General features: G+C 53.7%; 19 protein-coding genes and 3 tRNA genes. 2 read left to right on the forward strand and 20 right to left on the reverse strand.

Annotation, left to right across the window (positions count from 1 at the left end; translation table 11 throughout):
- Positions 1-9: 9 nt before the first annotated feature.
- The 3 genes from GGR36_RS06810 to GGR36_RS06820 all read right to left on the reverse strand — a co-directional run bounded on the left by GGR36_RS06810 (position 10) and on the right by GGR36_RS06820 (position 1532).
- A tRNA-Arg gene (locus GGR36_RS06810) sits at positions 10-86 on the reverse strand.
- A 67-nt stretch (positions 87-153) separates the two neighbouring features.
- Positions 154-247, reverse strand: a tRNA-Ser gene (locus tag GGR36_RS06815).
- A gap of 55 nt (positions 248-302) precedes the next feature.
- Entirely contained in the window at positions 303-1532 is a 1230-nt protein-coding gene (locus GGR36_RS06820) for an aspartate kinase (protein ID WP_183633376.1), read from the reverse strand.
- 236 nt (positions 1533-1768) lie between these two features.
- Between GGR36_RS06820 and GGR36_RS06825 the strand changes: the two genes are divergently transcribed.
- Positions 1769-2062, forward strand: a complete 294-nt coding sequence (locus GGR36_RS06825; protein WP_183633378.1) for a helix-turn-helix domain-containing protein — start codon at positions 1769-1771, stop codon at positions 2060-2062.
- A gap of 104 nt (positions 2063-2166) precedes the next feature.
- Positions 2167-2640, forward strand: a complete 474-nt coding sequence (queD, locus tag GGR36_RS06830) for a 6-carboxytetrahydropterin synthase QueD (RefSeq protein ID WP_183633380.1) — start codon at positions 2167-2169, stop codon at positions 2638-2640.
- Between the two features lie 405 nt (positions 2641-3045).
- Here the strand turns inward: queD and nuoN are convergent, their stop codons facing one another.
- From nuoN to glmM, 17 genes are all read right to left on the reverse strand, one after another.
- On the reverse strand, positions 3046-4533 hold the full coding sequence (gene nuoN, locus GGR36_RS06835; RefSeq protein ID WP_183634928.1) for an NADH-quinone oxidoreductase subunit NuoN: 1488 nt from the start codon (positions 4531-4533) through the stop codon (positions 3046-3048).
- A 31-nt stretch (positions 4534-4564) separates the two neighbouring features.
- Positions 4565-6046, reverse strand: a complete 1482-nt coding sequence (locus tag GGR36_RS06840) for an NADH-quinone oxidoreductase subunit M (RefSeq protein ID WP_183633382.1) — start codon at positions 6044-6046, stop codon at positions 4565-4567.
- Positions 6047-6115: 69 nt separating this feature from the next.
- Positions 6116-8122, reverse strand: a complete 2007-nt coding sequence (nuoL, locus tag GGR36_RS06845) for an NADH-quinone oxidoreductase subunit L (RefSeq protein WP_183633384.1) — start codon at positions 8120-8122, stop codon at positions 6116-6118.
- Positions 8123-8133: 11 nt separating this feature from the next.
- Positions 8134-8439: an NADH-quinone oxidoreductase subunit NuoK gene (gene nuoK / locus GGR36_RS06850; protein ID WP_183634929.1), complete on the reverse strand. Its 306-nt coding sequence runs from the start codon at positions 8437-8439 to the stop codon at positions 8134-8136.
- Positions 8439-9074, reverse strand: coding sequence for an NADH-quinone oxidoreductase subunit J (locus GGR36_RS06855; RefSeq protein ID WP_183633386.1), 636 nt, complete (start codon positions 9072-9074; stop codon positions 8439-8441). The genes nuoK and GGR36_RS06855 overlap by 1 nt, the downstream gene beginning before the upstream one ends.
- Positions 9075-9102: 28 nt before the next feature.
- Positions 9103-9591 (reverse strand): NADH-quinone oxidoreductase subunit NuoI, encoded by a 489-nt coding sequence (nuoI, locus tag GGR36_RS06860; protein ID WP_183633388.1) that lies wholly within the window; start codon positions 9589-9591, stop codon positions 9103-9105.
- Between the two features lie 6 nt (positions 9592-9597).
- The gene (nuoH, locus tag GGR36_RS06865; RefSeq protein ID WP_183633390.1) at positions 9598-10647 is read right to left on the reverse strand and encodes an NADH-quinone oxidoreductase subunit NuoH; all 1050 of its coding nucleotides are present in this window, start codon (positions 10645-10647) and stop codon (positions 9598-9600) included.
- Entirely contained in the window at positions 10647-12977 is a 2331-nt protein-coding gene (gene nuoG, locus GGR36_RS06870; RefSeq protein WP_183633392.1) for an NADH-quinone oxidoreductase subunit NuoG, read from the reverse strand. Before nuoG ends, nuoH begins: the two co-directional genes overlap by 1 nt.
- Before the next feature lie 2 nt (positions 12978-12979).
- Positions 12980-14290 (reverse strand): NADH-quinone oxidoreductase subunit NuoF, encoded by a 1311-nt coding sequence (nuoF, locus tag GGR36_RS06875; protein WP_183633394.1) that lies wholly within the window; start codon positions 14288-14290, stop codon positions 12980-12982.
- On the reverse strand, positions 14287-14763 hold the full coding sequence (gene nuoE / locus GGR36_RS06880) for an NADH-quinone oxidoreductase subunit NuoE (RefSeq protein ID WP_183633396.1): 477 nt from the start codon (positions 14761-14763) through the stop codon (positions 14287-14289). The genes nuoF and nuoE overlap by 4 nt, the downstream gene beginning before the upstream one ends.
- Positions 14764-14799: 36 nt before the next feature.
- Positions 14800-16053, reverse strand: coding sequence for an NADH-quinone oxidoreductase subunit D (locus GGR36_RS06885; RefSeq protein WP_183633398.1), 1254 nt, complete (start codon positions 16051-16053; stop codon positions 14800-14802).
- Positions 16046-16651: an NADH-quinone oxidoreductase subunit C gene (locus GGR36_RS06890; RefSeq protein ID WP_183633400.1), complete on the reverse strand. Its 606-nt coding sequence runs from the start codon at positions 16649-16651 to the stop codon at positions 16046-16048. Before GGR36_RS06890 ends, GGR36_RS06885 begins: the two co-directional genes overlap by 8 nt.
- 14 nt (positions 16652-16665) lie before the next feature.
- The gene (locus tag GGR36_RS06895) at positions 16666-17142 is read right to left on the reverse strand and encodes a NuoB/complex I 20 kDa subunit family protein (protein WP_183633402.1); all 477 of its coding nucleotides are present in this window, start codon (positions 17140-17142) and stop codon (positions 16666-16668) included.
- Between the two features lie 39 nt (positions 17143-17181).
- The gene (locus GGR36_RS06900) at positions 17182-17556 is read right to left on the reverse strand and encodes an NADH-quinone oxidoreductase subunit A (protein ID WP_183633404.1); all 375 of its coding nucleotides are present in this window, start codon (positions 17554-17556) and stop codon (positions 17182-17184) included.
- A gap of 64 nt (positions 17557-17620) precedes the next feature.
- Positions 17621-17705 (reverse strand) — tRNA-Leu (locus GGR36_RS06905).
- A 55-nt stretch (positions 17706-17760) separates the two neighbouring features.
- A complete protein-coding gene (secG, locus tag GGR36_RS06910) occupies positions 17761-18111 on the reverse strand; it encodes a preprotein translocase subunit SecG (protein WP_183633406.1) in 351 nt (116 codons plus the stop codon).
- Positions 18112-18299: 188 nt separating this feature from the next.
- The gene (gene glmM, locus GGR36_RS06915) at positions 18300-19655 is read right to left on the reverse strand and encodes a phosphoglucosamine mutase (RefSeq protein WP_183633470.1); all 1356 of its coding nucleotides are present in this window, start codon (positions 19653-19655) and stop codon (positions 18300-18302) included.
- Positions 19656-19658 lie beyond the last annotated feature (3 nt).

Here is a 19658-nt window from a genome sequence, read left to right on the forward strand (position 1 = left end):
TGATTTAGGTGGCGCATCCGGCAGGATTCGAACCCACGACCCCCTGGTTCGTAGCCAGGTACTCTATCCAACTGAGCTACGGATGCGCTGAGAAGCGGAACTATAGACTACTATTCACGTCTTCGCAAGTTTTATTACACAACCACCAACTAGTGGCGGAGAGTGAGGGATTCGAACCCTCGATACGAGTTTTAGCCCGTATGCTCCCTTAGCAGGGGAGTGCCTTCGACCTCTCGGCCAACTCTCCACTCAAGACTTGGGACTATAACTAGTTTGCCTAGACTTCGTCAATGAGCAGCGCCTTACGCGCCCTCTTGATCGAGTTCAAAGGCCTTGTGCAAGACCCTCACGGCGAGTTCAAGATACTTCTCGTCGATCACGACGGATATCTTGATCTCCGAGGTCGAGATCATCTGAATGTTGATGCCTTCCTCTGCGAGCGTGCGGAACATCTTGCTTGCGACGCCAGGATGGGAGCGCATGCCGACCCCGACCGCCGAAACCTTGCAGATACCCTTATCGCCCACAACCTCGCGCGCACCGATGTGCGCCTTCACTTCTTCGAGGACGGCACGTGCCTTTTCGAACTCGGAGCGATTGACCGTGAACGAGAAATCCGTTGTTCCATCACGACCAACGTTTTGGATGATCATATCCACGTCAAGGTTGGCATCAGCGATAGGACCAAGAATTTGGTAGGCGATGCCGGGCCTGTCAGGCACACCAAGCACGGTGAGCTTCGCCTCGTCACGGTTGAAGGCAATCCCGGAGATGATCGGCTGTTCCATGCTGCTATCTTCCTCAACAGTTATCAACGTGCCCTCGCCTTCCTCCTGGAAGCTCGACAACACGCGCAGTTTCACTTTGTACTTGCCGGCAAATTCGACCGAACGGATCTGCAACACCTTGGAGCCGAGACTCGCCATTTCGAGCATTTCCTCGAAGGTAATGCGATCGAGCTTTCTCGCCTCGGGGACAATACGCGGGTCAGTCGTGTACACCCCGTCGACATCGGTGTAGATCTGACACTCATCGGCGTGCAACGCCGCCGCCAGTGCGACCCCGGTGGTATCCGACCCCCCCCGTCCAAGCGTTGTGATGTTGCCAGCCTCGTCAACACCCTGGAAGCCGGCGACTACAACAACACGCCCCTCTTCGAGATCCGCCCGAATCGGATCTTCGTCGATCTTGAGGATGCGGGCCTTTGTGTGTGAGTTGTCGGTCAAGATACGGACCTGATGCCCGGTATAGCTTCTCGCACTCACGCCAAGATCCATAAGCGCCATCGACAACAAGCCGATAGTCACCTGCTCGCCCGTCGAAACAACCACATCCAGCTCACGCGGATCGGGCGCGGCTTGCATTTCCTTGGCCAAGGCAATCAGCCGATTGGTCTCGCCCGTCATCGCAGAAACCACAACCACGACTTGGTGGCCGTCCTTCTGGAAGCGTGCGATCCGCTTGGCCACGTTCTTGATTCGGTCCGTTGAACCAACGGAAGTGCCGCCATACTTTTGAACTATCAGTGCCATCGTCGTATCTGCATCACGTGGGATGGAAGATTTTACACGAACTCCCGGCGTCACCTCAGACCACGCGTGACAGTCTTTTACAGATCAATCCAAGCCAGACATCAGCGTTCGGGTATGGCAATCGAGTATTGATCTATAATATGGGAACTGTCGGCCGGTACGCCGGTCTGTGTAGGGGAGCGCCATCGCGCAGATGGCCGGGGTCACAGACAAGAAATCGAAACGAGGTTGCCACCATGAAAAGTAACGACAAAGTTGATGTTCGTGAGATCCGCCGGAAACTCGGCCTCAATCAGTCTCAGTTCTGGTCGAAGATCGGTGTCACGCAAAGCGGCGGGTCGCGCTACGAGAGCGGCCGCAACATCCCGCGCCCTGTTCAGGCACTTCTGCGCCTTGTACACGTTGAACAGGTGGATATTGGCAAGATCCGCAAAGACGATCTCGAAGTGATCGAGTATCTGAAGAATGCCGACCCCGATCTTCTTAAGAATCTTAAGAAAGAAGCAAAGGCAAAGAAGAAGACCGGCTGATACTGCTCTTCCAGCCGAGAACGTCCAAGCAACGGCATCCTCTGGGTGCCGTTGTTATTTTATGCAGCCCCCATCTCTTGTCCGAGAACCGTATGGCAGCAACGATGAAAATAACGCGTCGCCTCGAATTCGACGCAGGCCACCGAATCCCGAATCATGGAAGCCAGTGCCGCAACTTGCACGGCCACCGTTATGTACTCGAGGTCACCTTGGCGGGACGTCGGGTAACGATGCACCACGCAGAGGATGAAGGGATGGTCCTCGATTTCTCGGCGCTGAAAGCAATCGCAAACCGGGAACTTGTCGATCACTGGGACCATGCCTTCTTGGTCCACGCCGAGGACACCGCAGTAAGGGACTTTCTCGCCTCGCTACCAAATCACAAGACCGTTGTACTGCCCTTGGTCCCGACAGTGGAAAACCTCGCCCAACTCGCGTTTGAAACACTCGAACCACATTTTGCGCAGGCATATGGGAAGCGGCTCAGCCTACACAAGGTGCGCCTGTACGAAACGCCGAATTGCTGGGCTGACTTCGCTACTCCGCAGCGTGCAAGCCCGCTCGATGAAAGCGCTTGATCCGGGGCGCCTGATTTCGGGACCTGCAAAGAAATGGAATCGCCTTCACCAAAGCTCTTTCAGTTTCCGATCGAGGCGAGGGTTCGACCAAAACACGGCGCTCACACCCAACACACAGAGGCGAACCTGCATTGGCGAGCACTGCGAACATTTCAAACCAACGAGCACTTGCCTCGCACAACATTCAGCAGCAAGGATTTGAGCGTTGGCGAATACAAAGACGTTCGACCCCGCGTCTTTAACAGTGCTGGATCGTTTTCCGTACCCAGACCGAAGTTCGTTCAGCCAGCAAGATGAGGTTGCGCAGAACGACTCACCGCCCGAGCAAGTACCTCTAGATGCGAGATCGCCAAGCCCCGCGTTTTGAGCCTGGCGATTAGAGCAATATACCCGCGCGGCTTCGCTTTAATGAAGCAGAGTAAATGCGCAGATCTGCATAAGCGAGTTCGGAAGCAGACCTATCACAGCCAGCAAGAGCGCATTGGCCGAAAGGACCGAACGGGTTCCGATAGAAGCTTCAATCGGCGAATTATCCAGCGCATCATCAAAATACATGACTTTGACGACACGAAGATAGTAGAACGCGCCTATCGCCGACATAACAACCGCGACTCCGGCCAGCCAATAATAGATCGAGAGCCCAGAAACGTTACCTGCAGCGACGACGGCTTGGAGAACGGATAGTTTCGCAAAGAAGCCAACGAAAAACGGTATGCCTGCCATCGAGAACATCACGATCAGCATCATCCCGGCAAACCAAGGGCTGCGTTGATTCAAACCCTTGAAATCATCAACGTTCTCTGCCTCAAAGCCAGCCCTGGAAAGGAGAATCACCATTCCAAACGAGGCAAGCGTCATCAAGACGTATGCAACCGTGTAGAACATTGCGGAGCTATATGCGTTTATCGCATACGTACCGCCCTCGCCCTTTACAACACCGGCAAGCAAACCGAGCAGCATGAAACCCATATGTGAGATGCCCGAATAAGCAAGCATCCGTTTGATGTTTGTCTGGGCGACCGCCGCCAAATTACCCAAAACAATCGACGCGACCGCCAAAAGCATCAGCATCTGTTGCCATTGTTCCGCAAGATCAAACAACCCGAGAACCAAAATGCGGAAGGCCATCGCAAACGCGGCGATCTTTGGTGCGGACGAGACCAACAGCGTGACTGCAGTCGGCGCACCGTGATACACATCGGGCACCCACATGTGAAACGGAACCACCCCAAGCTTGAAGGCAACCCCTACCATCACAAAGACAAGACCAAATGCCACAACCACGTCGTTGGCTGACCGATCATAGATGCGCTGCGCGATCTCATGAAGCTCAAGCGAACCCGTAGCGCCATACAGCATCGACATCCCGTACAGCAAAAGCCCACTTGCCAATGCCCCAAGGACAAAATACTTCATCCCCGCTTCCGTCGAGCGTGGATTGTCGCGATCACTTGCCACCAACCCATAGAGCGACAAGGACATGAGCTCCAGACCCATATAGATACTGACAAAATGGCTAGCTGAAATAAGCACGAACATACCCAACGTGGCGAACAACACCATAAGGTAATACTCGGGCGTATCAATCTTCCGCGCGGCCATGTATGCACGTCCGTACTGGAGCACTATCGCAACCGCCAAGCAGACCACAAGCTTCAAAAAACTTCCAAACAGGTCAGCGATGTACATTCCACCAAAGGTCAGCGAACGTTGCACATCACCTGAACCTAAGATGAGCACGAACGCACCAAGCAAGGTGATCTCGCACAACCAAAAAGCCGCCGTCCGGGCTCCTTGTTTCTTAAAGGAAGTGACCATCAAGACAAACAGCGCCGCGCAGGCAATGAATATCTCTGGCGTTGCAAGCCGGAAGTCCGGCAACACGAATTCCATCATCAGACCCTAGGTGCTTGCTGGTTAACAATCAGAGTTTGCTGATTGCGACATGCTTGAGCAGTCCATTGACACTAGCGTGCATTACTTCGGTTATCGGTTTCGGATACAAACCCATACCCAACACGCAAACAGCCAAGACCGCTAGAAACAAGAATTCACGACGGCCAATATCGGACAACGTACGAACAGCGTCGTTTGCTGCCTCACCAAACACAACACGTTTGTACATCCACAACGTGTACGCTGCGCCAAGAATCAGCGTGGTCGCTGCCAGAAATGCGATCCAGAAGTTGAACTTGACCGCGCCAAGAACCACCATGAATTCACCGACAAAACCTGACGTAGCCGGCAACCCAGCATTGGCCATTGCAAAGAGCATGAAGAACGCAGCGAACTTCGGCATCGAGTTCACGACGCCACCGTAATCAGCAATCTGACGACTATGCATCCGGTCATAAAGCACACCGATGCAAAGGAACATGGCGCCCGAGACAAACCCGTGCGAGATCATTTGAACTAGCGCACCCTCGACGCCAACCGCGTTGAACATGAAGAAGCCCAACGTTACGAACCCCATGTGCGAGATTGACGAATAAGCGACGAGCTTCTTCATGTCCGTCTGAACAAGCGCGACAAAACCGATATAAACAACTGCAATCAAGGAAAGCGTGAGTATGAGCGGAGCAAAGTGCTGAGCTGCATCAGGGGCGATGGGGAGCGAAAACCGAAGGAATCCGTACGCACCTAGCTTTAGAGCAATCGCCGCAAGAACAACCGAGCCCCCAGTCGGAGCCTCCACGTGGGCGTCGGGCAACCAAGTGTGTACCGGCCACATCGGCACCTTTACTGCAAACGATGCCAAGAACGCGAAGAAGATCAAGGTTTGGGCCTGCATACCGATCTTGAGACCATGCCACGCCAAGACGTCGAAGCTACCCCCGGCTTCCATAAACAGCCAAAGTATTGCGACAAGCATCAATAACGAACCCAGCAGCGTGTAAAGAAAAAACTTGATCGCTGCATACACCCGGTTTGCACCACCCCATATCCCGATTATGAGATAGAGCGGTATCAGACTGGACTCGAAGAAGACGTAGAACAGAATGCCATCAAGTGACGAAAAAATACCGTTCAAAAGACCGGACATAATTAGAAAGGCCGCATTGTATTGCGCCACCTTTCGATCAATTACCTCCCAGCCTGCTACCACCACGATGACGGTAATGAAGCTGTTCAGAATCACGAACGGCATCGAAATGCCATCAACACCAAGATAGTACTCAATCGAGAACCGGGTGATCCATGGCACCCGCTGAACAAACTGCATCGCATCGGATCCAGCGTCGAAGCCAGTGTAAAGCGGTAGCGTAACGAAGAACCCGGCAAGCGACGTCACCAACGCGATGAGTCGAGCAACGGACGCATTGCGCTCAGATCCTGTAGCCAGAGCCAGCAGACCGCCGACGATGGGAATCCAGATTGCAAGGCTAAGAAGAGGCACACCCGTCATCACTAGTTATCCGATTTATACATCAATGGACGCAAAACATTGAACACAATCAATACGCTGCCGGAGGCTTTAGAAGTGCCTGCCCCACCCCATCAAAAGTATGACAACGCCAATAATGACCACGAATGCATATTGGTATAAGTGCCCCGTCTGAACCAGTCTCACCAAACGCGCGATCCCGCCCACCGTGTTCGCTGTTCCGTTGACCAAAACACCATCAATCACTGCCTGGTCGCCAACCTTCCAAAAACCAGAGCCAAGAAGTCGCGCGCCTCTTGCAAACACCAATTCATTGATTCGATCGAAGTAGTACTTCTCTTCAAGCAAACGATAGATGGGTGCAAAGGTGCGAGCAAACCAAGCGGGAATTTCCGGTTTAAACAAATAGAACACGGCAGCGACCGCAACCCCAGCCATCGCAAGTCCAAACGGCAGTGCGGTAAAACCATGGAAGGCCATCGCCGAGGCGCCATGAAACTCCTCGCCAACGCGTGCAAGTACATCATTTGCCTCGGTGACTACCACCGCGGACTCAAACCAGTTACCAAACAACATTGGCTCTATGGTAAAAAAACCGATCGCCAGCGAAGGCAGCGCCAATAGCACAAGCGGTAGCCACACCACCCAAGGCGACTCGTGCGGTACATGTAAATCATGCGCATCGCCGTGATGTTCGTGGTCGTGCGCGTCGCCATGTCCTTGGGCGCTCTGAAAACGTTCTTTTCCGTGAAAAACGAGGAAATACATCCTGAACGAATAAAACGCGGTTACGAACACGCCAAGCAGTACACAGAAATACGCATAGCTCGATCCCGCAATATGGCTCTCTGCCACGGCTTCAATGATTGCGTCCTTCGAGTAGAAGCCAGACAAGAATGGAAACCCGATAAGCGCGAGCGAGCCGACAAGCGAGGTCAGCCACGTAATCGGCATCCGCCTCCACAATCCACCCATATTGCGAATATCCTGGTCGTGGTGCATACCGATAATCACGGAACCAGCTGCGAGGAAGAGAAGCGCCTTAAAGAAAGCATGCGTCATGAGATGGAACACCGCGGCAGAATAGGCGGACACCCCAAGCGCAACCGTCATATATCCAAGCTGAGACAACGTTGAATACGCCACCACCCTTTTGATGTCGTTCTGAATAATGCCGAGAAAGCCCATAAACAGGGCAGTCGTTGCACCGACTACGAGAACAAAAGTCCGTGCGGTCTCCGACACTTCGAAGAGCGGCGACATACGCGTAACCATGAAGATCCCTGCGGTAACCATTGTTGCCGCGTGAATCAATGCCGAGATCGGGGTGGGGCCTTCCATGGAATCAGGCAGCCAGACATGTAAGGGCACCTGTGCTGACTTACCCATCGCGCCAACAAACAGACAAACACAGATCACCGTCATCAACTGCCAGGAATGCCCTTGGAACAACTCTATAGTTGCGCCAGCCAATCCCGGAATCTTTGCGAACACCTCGGCGTAGTTCAGCGATCCAGTCGCCGCTGCAATAAGGCCGATCCCAAGCAAGAAACCGAAGTCGCCTACGCGGTTTACAAGAAAAGCTTTGAGATTTGCATAAATTGCAGTCGGACGCGTATACCAGAATCCAATCAACAGATAGGAGACAAGTCCGACCGCCTCCCAGCCGAAGAACAATTGCACGAAGTTGTTGCTCATCACGAGCATCAACATTGAGAACGTGAAGAGCGAAATGTAACTAAAGAATCGCTGATAGCCTGGATCATCGTGCATGTAACCAATGGTATAGACATGCACCATCAGGGAGACGAAAGTCACGACCAACATCATCATGACTGTCAACTTATCGATCAAAAAGCCAACATTGAACGTCAGATCGCCCGCAACGGCCCACGTGTAGAGAGATCCATCAAATGTGTTGCCTGCCAGTACATCACGAAAGACGAGGCACGACGCCAAGAATGCAATGGCCACTCCCAAAATCGTTACGCAATGGGAAGCCGTTCTTCCGATGGTCCGCCCAAACAAACCCGCCAGCGCCGATCCAATCAATGGAGCCAAGGGTACAACCAAATATAGTTTCTGCATGTCCGTCATTGTCGGAGGCCTCAACCCTTCAGACTGTCTAGATCGTCGACATGGATTGTGCGCATGTTTCGGAACATTGCCACAAGAATTGCAAGACCGATCGCCGCCTCAGCAGCAGCGACTGTCAAAATAAAGAAAACGAAGAGTTGCCCAGACCGGTCACCAAGATAGGTTGAATACGCAATGAAGTTCATATTCACTGCGAGAAGCATCAACTCAATCGACATCAACAAGACAATCAGGTTCTTCCGATTAAGGAAAATCCCAACAACGCCAATTGCAAAGAGAACGGCACTTAGAATGAGAACATGTGAAAGAGGTAGCATCATTCGCTCCCGTCCGACTCAACCGGCCGACTCATCTCTGCTTTTTCAGACTGCATTCGTACAATGCGCAACCGGTCTGCTGCCTTGACGATGATTTGTCGGGCCGGATCAATTGCCTTATTGCCCGGACGGGTACGCAAAGTCAGTGAGATCGCCGCTACCATTGCAACCAGAAGGACAAACGAAGCTAGTTCGAACGGGTACGCAAAATCGGTGAACATCAGCCACGCCAGCGACTTCGTGTTGCTATACAGAGCAGTCTCGGCCGGCATCGGCATAGCCTCCAAACCAGACCACTTTCCCCATACGACCACGACCATCTCTCCAACCAGGACCGCTGCAATCAACAAACCCAAAGGCAAGTAACTCCAGAATCCCTGACGGATGCGCTCGAGGTTGATATCCAGCATCATCACCACGAATAGGAACAGCACCATCACCGCACCTACATACACGAGCACCAAGGCGATCGCCAGAAATTCGGCTCGCAGCAGCATCCAGATTCCAGCGGCATTGAAGAACGCAAGCACAAGGTAAAGCGCTGCGTTAACTGGATTGCGAGACGTAATTACGCGCAACCCTGCCACGGTCGTGATGGCAGCAAAAACATAAAAAAGGACAGTCGTAAATTCCATAGTAGCCAGCCACCGCACCCCGAGGGAGTTAACGGTATCGCGCCTCCTCCGCTCTGTCTTTTGCAATTTGCTCTTCGTTGCGGTCGCCGACTGCCAGTAGCATTTGCTTTGTGTAATAGAGATCGCCACGCTGTTCGCCGTGGTAATCAAACACTCGTGTCTCAACAATGGCATCTACCGGACATGCTTCTTCGCAAAACCCACAGAAGATGCATTTCGTCAAATCAATGTCGTAGCGAGTAGTTCTGCGACTGCCATCTTCACGTTGCTCGGATTCTATGGTGATTGCCATCGCAGGGCATACCGCTTCGCAGAGCTTGCAGGCAATACAGCGCTCCTCACCGTTCGGGTAACGCCTAAGTGCGTGCAACCCTCTAAAGCGAGAACTTTGCGGGGTACGCTCCTCCGGATACTGGACGGTAATTTTCCTTTGAAAGAAGTGCCGTCCCGTGACAGACAACCCCTTCACCAATTCCTTGAGGAAAAGACTTACAAACAACTCCCTTACAGCGCCCATCGCCAATTACCTCCAGATCGACAACGGCGACATGATCCACATTCCCAACACAATGATCCATGCCAAGGTAAGCGGGACAAATACCTTCCAGCCAAGTCGCATGATCTGGTCATAACGAAAACGCGGAAAGGTCGCACGAAACCAAAGGAAGAGAAACAGGACGAAGCCAATCTTCAGCACCAGCCATGGAAAACCGTCCGGCAGGAAACCGACGGGGGAGAGCCAGCCGCCAAGGAAGAACACAGAAGTCAGCGCTGACACGAGAATCATGTTTGCGTATTCGGCCAGGAAAAACAGCGCAAACGCCATTCCTGAGTATTCAACCATATGGCCGGCAACAATTTCAGATTCACCCTCGACGACGTCGAATGGCGCGCGATTGGTCTCCGCCACTCCTGAGATCAGATAGACAACAAAGAGAGGCATCAATGGAAGCCAATTCCAACCAAGGAAACCAAGACCGTAGGATTTGAAGAGCCCCTGCCCTTGCGCCGTCACAATGTCGGAAAGGTTCAGTGAGCCAGAGACCATCAATACGCCCACCAGTGAGAAACCCATCGCGAGTTCGTAGGAAACCATCTGAGCCGTCGCGCGGATTCCACCGAGAAACGCGTACTTGGAGTTTGAGGCCCAGCCCGCAATGATTACGCCGTACACCCCAACCGATGTCACCGACATCAGATAGAGCAGCCCAGCATCGACATTTGCCAATACAAGGCTCGCTGAAAAAGGTACGACTGCCCACGCAGCCAATGCAGGGGCCATTACCATCATCGGTCCGATAATGAAAAGGGCCTTACTCGCACTAGAAGGAACAATGATTTCCTTGAAAATAAGCTTCAGTGCGTCGGCGATCGGTTGCAGCCAGCCTTTGGGACCTACTCGATTGGGGCCAATCCGAACCTGCATGTACCCAATAACTTTGCGTTCGGCAAAAGTGAGATAGGCAACACTAAGGATCAGAGGCAGTACGATCGCAACGATCTTGACAAGAGTCCACACGAGCGGCCAGAAAGGGCCAAACAACGCAGCTACGGGTTGCAGAAGCGCTTCCATTAGGCACGCTCCACAGTCAATTCGCCAAACATCGGGCCCAAGTCGAACGTTTCCGGTCGGGACGCGGCGATACGCACACAGTCATCTGCCAATCCGGAATCCAGTTCGACGGTCAAAAGCACCGCTCCCGTTGAAGTGGAAACTTTGACGCGCTCGCCGGACCGAAGCCCAACGCGGGTCAGGGTCTTTTCGGACATCTTTGCTGTTGGCGGCGCAGCATCGCGGGTTCGCTGCAAAGACCTAGCACGGCGTACGATGGGGTCAGCGGAATAGATCGGAATGTCCGAAACCCTCTGCAGTCCGTTGCCACTCAGCCTCACAGGATCTGGAGTGCCGTCGAGTGAGTTGGAGTACGTGACAGCAGTGATTTCCTTTTGAAGCACTGCGTCTCGCACCTGCTCGCAAGTGTCCATGTCGAAACCGTCCAAACCCAAAGCCGCACCGAGCACGCGTAGTATCTTCCATCCCGGACGGATTTCATCGCGTGGCTTGATTGCGGCGTTGAAGCTTTGAGCCCTGCCCTCGCAATTGACGTAAGTGCCAGCGGTTTCAGCAAATGTCGAGAGCGGCAACATAAGATCAGCGACGTCTTCGACAGCACTCCTGAAAGCGGTCAGCGCAATAACCGATTTGGCACTCCGCATTGCCTCGATCGCTCGGGCACCATTGGCAAAATCCAGGGCGGGTTCAACGCCAACCAAGAGCAATGCCTTGAGCGAAGACGACAGCATAGTGCTCGTGTTACTGGTGCGACTCATGGCATTCGCGACGTATCCACCAACACTGTTGGCGGCCTCACCGACGAAACCGAACTTCACGCCACCGAGCCGTTCGATTTCGGAGAGGACAGCCCAGATCGCTCCAAGCTGCGGATGTTGGGTAACGGAACTACCCAAGATAATCGCGGAATTACTCCCCGATAGGAGGCTCTTTGCCAAAGGAGCAACTTCCTCGCGCACGCCAGCGCCCGCCAATGCGTTCGCGTAGGCGCTTGGGTCGACGCCCTTTTCGTGAGCAATTGACACAGCTAGCTTGGCAACCGCAGTCAGAAGGGCGTCTGGCCCAACGCGTACGGTATGCAACAGGGGCACAAGAGGCGCGTCAATAGACGAAGCCAAGATGCTTACTTGCGCACCTCGCTTGGTCACTTGGCGGATTCGCTGTGCCAGCAACGGACTTTCCTTCCTCAGAGAACCGCCGACCAAAAGAATCTGATCGAGATTCGCAATATCTCCAAGGTTCATTCCGAGCCATGGTACGCCGCGCATCATGGAATCGGCGGTGAAGTCCGATTGACGAAGGCGGAAGTCAACGTTATCCGAACCGAGGCGCCGAATGATTCGTTGTGCGAGGAACATTTCCTCAAGCGTCGAGTGCGGCGAGAGGAATGCACCTACGGATTCCGCGCCATGCTCCTTTACTACCCCGCCAAAAGCCCGCACCGCGTAGTCAATAGCGTCTTGCCATGCGATAGGGAGCCACTTCCCTCCCTGTTTGACCATTGGCTGAGTTAGTCGGTCTGGAGACGTAAGAGCCTCGTAAGAGAACCGATCCTTATCTGAGATCCAGCACTCATTGACAGCGTCATTTTCGAGAGGGAGAACTCGCTTTACCTCATCATGCTTGATTTGCACGACGAGATTTGCACCGAGGGAATCATGCGGACTGATCGACCGACGGCGAGAGAGTTCCCACGTGCGTGCCGAGAAGCGAAACGGTTTGGAGGTCAGGGCTCCAACCGGGCAAAGATCGATCACATTGCCAGAGAGTTCCGAGTCAACTGTCTGATTGACAAACGCCATGATCTCGGAACGCTCGCCGCGATTCGCGACCCCCAACTCCATGATTCCAGCAACCTCCTGACCAAAGCGGACACAACGCGTGCAATGAATGCACCGTGTCATGTCTGTTGAAATCAGAGGTCCCAAGTCCTTGTTAACGACAACACGCTTCTCTTCCTGATAGCGGGATGCGCTTTCACCGTAGCCAACCGCCAAATCCTGCAACTGGCACTCACCGCCTTGGTCACAAATCGGGCAGTCCAGTGGATGATTGATCAACAAGAACTCCATTACTGCTTTTTGGGCTTTGACGGCCTTTGTGGAGTTTGTCGTCACTTTCATACCATTTGTGACAGGAGTCGCGCATGCGGGCAACGGCTTCGGCGCCTTCTCTACTTCGACCAGACACATCCGGCAGTTCGCCGCAATCGAGAGCTTCTTGTGATAACAGAAGTGCGGAATATAGGTACCAACGCGATTCGCAGCATCCATTACGGTGCTGCCATCGGGCACTTCGACCTTCTTTCCGTCGATTTCGATCTCTAGCATATTCAGCCTACGTAGATCTTGCTGCCTTCACGCTGTTGCTCAAGCGGAACCAAGCATCGCTTGTTATCAACGTGATATTGGAATTCGCTACGGAAATGCTTGATGAAACTCTTCACAGGCATCGCTGCAGCATCACCAAGCGCGCAAATCGTCCGCCCCATGATGTTGTCCGAAACACTATCAAGAAGATCAAGGTCTTCCGGTCGGCCTAGCCCGTGCTCGATTCGGTGAATGACTCGATACAGCCACCCAGTACCCTCACGGCAAGGGGTGCATTGACCGCACGACTCTTCGTGGTAGAAATACGAGAGACGCTCAAGCGCTTTGACCATGCAGGTGCTTTCGTCCATCACAATCACCGCACCCGAACCTAACATCGAACCCGCCTTGGAAATCGAGTCGTAATCCAAGGTGCAATCCATGATCACCGCTTCAGGAAGCACTGGAGCCGAGGACCCGCCGGGAATCACCGCTTTGAGGCGGCGACCACCACGCATGCCCCCTGCCAATCCGAGCAATTCGGGAAACGGTGTCCCGAGGGCTACTTCGTAGTTACCGGGGCGGTTGACGTGACCAGAGACCGAGAACAACTTAGTTCCGCCATTGTTCGGCTTCCCCAGATTCAAGAATGCATCACCGCCGTTGTTGATGATGTACGGTATCGACGCAAACGTCTCGGTGTTATTGATCGTCGTCGGCTTGCCGTACAAGCCATAACTGGCGGGAAAGGGAGGCTTGAATCGGGGCTGCCCCTTCTTTCCTTCTATTGATTCCAGAAGTGCGGTTTCCTCACCACAGATATACGCACCGTAGCCATGATGCGCAAAGAGATCAAAGGAAAACGCAGAGCCAAGAATGTTGGCGCCAAGGTAACCGGCGGCTCTGGCCTCGGCCAAAGCCTCTTCGAAGCGTTCATAGACCTCGAAAATCTCGCCGTGAATATAGTTGTAGCCCCGCTCACACCCCATCGCATATCCGGCAATGATCATGCCCTCAATGACCAAATGGGGGTTGAAGCGCAAGAGATCGCGATCCTTGAAGGTACCGGGCTCGCCTTCGTCGGAATTACAGCAAACATACTTCGCACCAGGGAACTGGCGCGGCATGAAACTCCATTTCAACCCCGTAGGGAAGCCCGCACCGCCGCGCCCGCGCAGCGCCGACTTCTTGACTTCGGCGATGATCACCTCAGGCGCCATTTCTTCGCCGATGATCTTCCGAAGCGCCGCGTAGCCCCCACGCTTGACGTAATCGGCAAGACGCCAAGAGCGATCACCGTCAAGCCCTGAAAGCATAAAGGCTTTATCACTCATTTGCTCAGCTCGTCGATGAGTTGATCCATTTGGGACTCGGTCATTCGGCAGCACATCCGATGGTTATTGACCAGCAACACCGGTGCATCCCCGCAAGCCCCCATGCACTCACCCTCTTTAAGAGTGAACTTGCCATCAGGAGTCGTCTGATTGAACTCAATACCGAGTTTCTTTTTCAGATATTCGCCCGCGTCAGCGCCACCCGAAAGCGCGCAGGGAAGATTCGTGCACACCGTGAGCTTGTAGTCACCGACCGCATGCAAATCGTACATGTTGTAGAAGCTAGCAACCTCGTAGGCTGCCATGGCCGGCATATCCAGATACGCAGCGACAAACTCAATTACTGCCGAATCAAGCCATCGCTTTTCCTGCTGAGCAATACGGAGTGCAGCCATCACCGCCGACTGTTTCTGATCGGCAGGATACTTCTGAACTTCACGATCTATTTTTACTAATGATTCGGAGCTCAGCATGACTCGTCCATCTCTCTCACGAACACGTATTTTCGATTAGCGGTCAATTTCGCCAAAGACGATATCCATCGTTCCGATGATCGCAACAACGTCGGCGAGCATATGGCCGCGCGCAATCGCATCCATCGCAGCGAGGTGCGCAAATCCGGGTGCCCGCAGCTTGACGCGATAAGGCTTGTTAGCCCCATCCGATATCGCGTAAACCCCAAATTCGCCCTTCGGATGCTCGACTGCGGCGTAAGCTTCGCCTTCAGGAACGTGCATTCCTTCGGTAAAAAGCTTGAAGTGATGAATCAACTCCTCCATGTTCTCCTTCATCGAGACACGAGAGGGTGGAGCCACCTTGTAGTTATCACAAATCACCGGACCTGGATTCTTTCGCAACCAATCAATGCATTGCTTGATGATCCGGTTGGATTGCCGCATCTCTTCCATCCGGACAAGATAGCGATCATAGCAATCGCCATTCACACCGACAGGGATGTCGAAGTCGACACGATCGTAGACCTCGTATGGCTGCTTCTTTCGAAGATCCCACTCAACTCCAGATCCGCGAAGCATGGCCCCTGTGAAACCGTGAGCAAGCGCCTCTTCTGGCGAGACAACACCGATACCAACTGTACGCTGCTTCCAGATCCGGTTATCAGTGAGCAACGTCTCGTACTCATCTACATAGCCCGGAAAGCGGCTGACGAAATCGTCCAGAAAGTCAAGCAACGAACCCTCGCGGGCCGCATTCTGTTTCGCGACGGTCGATGCATTGCGGAACTTCGAGACTTCGTATTTCGGCATGCGATCAGGCAAATCCCGATACACGCCGCCGGGTCGGTAGTAGGCGGCATGCATACGAGCGCCGGATACCGCCTCGTACGCATCCATCAAATCCTCACGCTCCCTGAAGGTATAGAGAACCATCGTCATCGCACCAATGTCCAGTGCATGAGTTCCGATGTTGAGGAGGTGGTTCAGGATTCGAGTAATTTCGTCAAACATTACCCGGATGTATTGAGCGCGAAGCGGAACTTCTTGCCCAAGCAGGCGCTCGATGGCCATGCAGTAGGCATGCTCATTGCACATCATAGAGACGTAGTCAAGACGGTCCATGTATGGCACCGACTGAATCCAAGTGCGCGTCTCCGCCAATTTTTCGGTACCGCGATGGAGAAGACCGATGTGCGGATCAGCCCGCTCGACAACCTCCCCATCAAGCTCTAGAACAAGCCTCAAAACACCGTGGGCGGACGGATGCTGAGGACCGAAATTGATCGTGTAGTTACGAATTTCAGACATTGCCTGCCTGCCCATAGTTGCCTTCACGAACGATCCGGGGCGTCACCTCTCTCGGCTCAATCGAGACCGGTTGGTAAATAACGCGCCCCTGCTCAGAGTCGTAACGCATCTCAACGTAGCCGGAAACCGGAAAATCCTTACGGAACGGATGCCCAACAAATCCATAGTCCGTGAGAATACGTCGCAAATCCGGATGACCTTCAAACATCAGGCCATAGAGATCGAAAGCCTCGCGCTCAAACCAATTGGCGCTAGGCCAGACCGTCGACACCGAATCGACAACAGGAAAGCTATCCGATTGAGCAAACGTTCTCAGGCGCAAACGCCAGTTATGACTAACAGAAAGCAGATGGGCAACAGCAGCAAAACGAGGGACAGACCCACTGCGCGTAGCATGGGAACTGTAATCCACGCCACACAAGTCGATCAATTGTTCAAATCCGAGTTCGGCGCTATCCCTCAGTATCAGGGCGGCCGCCAAATAATCCTTGGACGCCACCTCAAGCGTTACTTCACCTCGATCGCAAACAAGCGAGTAAGTCTTATCGGCAAGGCGCGCACGCAGACTTTCCTGCAATCGTTCCAGTTTTGCACTCATGCGATTTCTCTGCGCTATCGGGCAATGGTATTGGTACGCTTGATCTTGTTTTGCAGCTGAATGATCCCGTACACCAAGGCTTCTGCTGTAGGCGGACATCCCGGCACATAAACATCGACCGGCACTATGCGATCACACCCTCGGACAACCGAGTAGGAGTAATGATAATAACCGCCGCCATTGGCGCAGGACCCCATGGAAATGACCCACCGAGGCTCAGCCATCTGATCATAGACGCGACGCAAGGCAGGCCCCATCTTATTGCAGAGAGTGCCCGCCACAATCATGAGATCTGACTGTCTCGGGCTTGGCCGGAACACCACGCCAAAGCGATCAAGGTCATAACGCGAACAGCCAGCATGAATCATCTCGACCGCACAGCACGCCAAGCCAAACGTCATAGGCCAAAGCGATCCCGTTCGAGTCCAGTTGATAACGCCATCGAGCGTTGTCGTCACGAACCCCTCGCGGAAGACACCCTCTACACTCATCACTCCCCCTCAAACCCCGACAAACCGTTGACTGACGTGCTACTCCCAGTCAAGTGCGCCGCGTTTGCGAATATAGACATACCCCACGACGAGAATGCCAAGAAAAACAAGCATCTCAAAGAAACCGAATAGCCTCAGTGACTCATTGGCAGCAATTTCTCGCAAAATTGAAGCCCAAGGAATCAGGAAGGCGACTTCTATGTCGAAAAGGATAAACAGGATTGCAATCAGGTAGTAGCGAACATCGAATTTGATGCGCGCATCTTCGAACGCCTCAAATCCGCATTCGTACGGCGACAACTTCTCCGGCTCGGGATTGTTGCGCCCAAGCACTCGCCCCGCGAGAAGCATTACGCCGCCTACCGCAATACCGACAAGAATGAAAATCAATACCGGAAAATAGTTCGCGAGCATGATCGTAAAGTCGGGAATTGCATCAGATGGAAAAACGCCCGCATACGCGGGCGTTTCGAAATTATGGTGCCGACGGTGAGACTCGAACTCACACGGCTTGCGCCACCACCCCCTCAAGATGGCGTGTCTACCAATTTCACCACGTCGGCACGCTTACAACAGGAAAGAATTATAAACAAAGTCACTCAATTTGCCAAGAGCGACTTATTTCGGAATCTCTTGGGCTGGGCCTGCCGGCTTCGCCGGCTGAGACGATGCCGGCGCCGACTGCTCAACAGTGGCAGCATCCATCACACTGCGGGAAACACCGCCACGATGGCTCGCCAGATAAGTCAGAGCGAGGCTGGTCACAAAGAATGCTGTCGCCAGCGCAGCAGTCGTGCGACTCAGGAAATTCGCCGACCCCGACGCTCCAAACAGGCTGCCTGAGGCGCCACCACCAAACGAGGCACCAAGATCCGCACCCTTACCATGCTGAACCAGCACCAAACCAATCACTGCCACACCAACCAGCACATGCACGGTCAGCACTAGGCCAAAAAATATTCCGCTCACAGGAAGCCCCGAATTTTGCCGCAAAACGTAGCAGTCTAGCGGATCTCTACTTTAACGACAAGCCAAGCAAGATCTCGACATGATGAAGGCGTAGCGCCTCAACGGCTCGCGCTGCTCAACTCATGGAACGGGACGAAATCGGGCGTTTTCACCAACACCTGCTGCTTGGCTGCATGCGCAAGGGTCAGTCACTCAAGGGCAGAGCGGACCACCGTCGCCAAACGTTGCGCGATGTTCCCGACTTTTGCTTCGTCTTGGCCCTCCACCATGACGCGCAAGAGTGGTTCGGTCCCAGAAGCCCGCAGCAATACGCGTCCTTTGTCCGCCAACTCACTTTCCGCCGAAGCGACAGCTTCTGAGATTGCACGATCGGACTGCCAGTCAAAACCTTCTTTGATTCTCACGTTTATAAGCTTTTGAGGATAGAAGGAGAGATCCTGGCACGCTTGGGCAAGCGTTTCGTTTCGAATACGGAGAGCCGCCAATACCTGCAATGCCGAGACAATTCCATCGCCCGTCGTGTGCCGGTCGAGGCAGAGTATGTGGCCTGAGTTTTCGCCCCCAAGCTTCCAGCCCCGCTCTTCCAAACGCTCGAGCACATAGCGGTCACCCACCTTGGCGCGAATGAATGGAACCCCGAGCGCCTCAATGGCTCTCTGAAAGCCGAGATTGCTCATAAGCGTTCCCACCACACCCGGAAGCCGGCTTTGTTCATTCTGCATGCGGGCGATGACGTAAATCAGCATATCGCCGTCGTAGATCGCGCCATGACGATCAACCATTACGAGACGATCACCGTCGCCATCAAGGGAAATCCCGATATCGGCGCCCTGTGCAAGCGTGAATGTCCGAATCGACTCCGGAACGGTTGCGCCGACCTGGTCATTGATATTCAGGCCATTGGGTTCCTTCCCTATTGCAACAACCTCCGCGCCAAGCTCATGAAACACGCGAGGCGCAATGTGGTATGCAGCGCCATGAGCACAATCGACAGCGATCTTCAGTCCGCGCAGATCCAGATCCGTCGGAAATGTGCTCTTGCAGAACTCAATGTAGCGCCCCGCGGCGTCATCAATTCGCCTCGCACGACCAATTGCCGCCGAATCTGCGCATCCGATTGGCTCATCAATGCGCGCCTCTATGGCCGCCTCGACCGCGTCGGGAAGCTTTGCACCGCGAGCCGAAAAGAACTTGATTCCGTTATCAAAGTAGGGATTGTGGGAAGCCGAGATGACGACCCCAGCATCAAGACGGAGCGCTCGCGTCAAGTAAGCCACACCTGGCGTAGGAATCGGCCCCGCCAGCACAACATCGACACCAGCAGCGGCAAAGCCCGCCTCAAGTGCCGCTTCAAGCATGTAACCAGACACGCGAGTGTCTTTTCCGATCAATACAGTTGGACGTTCATGTCCACGCGTTCCATGTTGCTCTGCGCACAAGGTACGCCCCGCCGCGTATCCAAGTCGCATGACGAATTCGGGAGTGATCGGCGCATCACCAACCCGACCCCGAACACCATCTGTACCAAAATACTTTCGACTCATTGT

The organism is Niveibacterium umoris (assembly GCF_014197015.1).
Taxonomy (GTDB): Bacteria; Pseudomonadota; Gammaproteobacteria; order Burkholderiales; family Rhodocyclaceae; genus Niveibacterium; species Niveibacterium umoris.